Consider the following 1510-nt stretch of genomic DNA (forward strand, 5'->3'; position numbering starts at 1 on the left):
TATTTCTTTTAATCGTTTATTTAGATCGCTAGCTGTTTTGATAATAAAAGCCGTGTCTTAAAGGACGCGGCTTTTTTTTATTCTATCTTTTAGACGCCACAGCCGCTTTAATCAATTCCTCTACAGTCTTTATCTATCTACAAAAGGATATTAAACCTGTAGAAATCTCTTTTCTTCCTGTAACCCATGCCCCCAAAATAAGTTGCGTATCTCCAAAAACACGCGCCCTGCCACCAATAATTGCCTTTCCATAAGCACGTACATTACCGTAAACCTTCGCAAACCCATTAACACACGCCTCATCACAAATTATTGCATTTTCAAAAACCTTCGCATGCCCCCAAACCATAGCAGCATTATAAACCTTGGCATCATCACCAACCCAGCAATTGCCATCATGTGATAAGTTGTATTCACTTTCAATAAAGCCCCCTAAATCTCCTTTTTTAACACCTCCAAAACTTCTTAAAGCTCTAATGCGATAAAGTGTTCTAACTCTACCATAGAGATGGTCTTTAACTTCTGTAGTTTCATTAGTAAGTTCATATTTTTTGGATACAGTTTTAGTGGTCATAGGTAACTCCTAATCTAATATTTAAACAAATTTTTGAATGAAAGAATTTTAAAGAGGGGCGCCCCCGCACCGCCGCTGCTGTCTTATGCTGCTTTTGCAATAGCGTTTGTTAAGACACGCTTGGCTTCTGTCGTAACCAATTTGTAGTGATCAAGCTCTTTTTGTAGATCATTTACATACGATAAACGCGCAGCAATCATTCCCAAAACTTTACCAATTCCCTCAGGAGCTTTTAAACTTTCATAAGAAAATAAATCATTATCTCTAGAGAATAAATCATGATTTTTTGATTGGCTTTTTAATTCATAAAAAGCTTTAACAAGCGCCTTTTTAAATGCACGCACCGTGTCATTATTGCGCATATATGTCATCAGTAGAGTTGCTTGTGATTCATTAAGGATGGCAACTTCTCTCTTTTGTATTCCACCCTTGGTTTCAAAGGGTAGCATTTCAAATGCGACCCTTCCAAGTTCTTCAAAGTCTTTAATATTTTGACGAACCAACTGTATAACTGTTTTGTGCTTATTACCTACACCCTCTGCAATTTTCAAAGAAGTTGTGACAGCAATACCAGCATTGTTGATTGTTACTAAATTGTTCATAGGGAACTCCTACATGTTTAAAATTTCTATTGACACTCTAAAAGAGTGCCGGGCGCTAGAAACACGGCATGTAGTCCGTCGTCACGCCTTTCCCATAAGGGTATTGTATAGCGTAACCACACCCGACAAAATCGTTATATGCCAATAATAGCATAAAAATAAAGCCAAATTTTGAAGCAGGAAAAGATTGTTTCGTAATCTATTCGCTACATGTTTAGTGTTTCTAGCACTTAATGATTCGTTTAACAGAATGACCTTTTAAAGTCAATACGTATTTTTTATTTTTTTCAATTTTTTTCATTTTGATACCTACCTAATTGAATACCAAGTGCTT

At 36.3% G+C, this 1510-nt stretch carries 2 protein-coding genes; both read right to left on the reverse strand.

Annotated elements, in window-relative coordinates; all coding sequences use genetic code 11:
• Positions 1–133 precede the first annotated feature (133 nt).
• The gene (locus ACFIQC_RS09755; RefSeq protein WP_375707126.1) at positions 134–574 is read right to left on the reverse strand and encodes a hypothetical protein; all 441 of its coding nucleotides are present in this window, start codon (positions 572–574) and stop codon (positions 134–136) included.
• A gap of 83 nt (positions 575–657) precedes the next feature.
• Complete coding sequence (locus ACFIQC_RS09760; protein WP_375635162.1) at positions 658–1176, reverse strand: Rha family transcriptional regulator; 519 nt, start codon at positions 1174–1176, stop codon at positions 658–660.
• Between the last annotated feature and the right edge of the window lie 334 nt (positions 1177–1510).

Origin of the sequence: Bartonella sp. AA126HLJHH, assembly GCF_042197425.1 — a bacterium.
GTDB lineage: Bacteria > Pseudomonadota > Alphaproteobacteria > Rhizobiales > Rhizobiaceae > Bartonella.

Excerpts from the sequence above, each read along its gene's own strand:
- ACFIQC_RS09755 (WP_375707126.1), bottom strand. The coding sequence starts at position 574 with ATGACCACTAAAACTGTATCCAAAAAATATGAACTTACTAATGAAACT.
- ACFIQC_RS09760 (WP_375635162.1), bottom strand. The coding sequence starts at position 1,176 with ATGAACAATTTAGTAACAATCAACAATGCTGGTATTGCTGTCACAACT.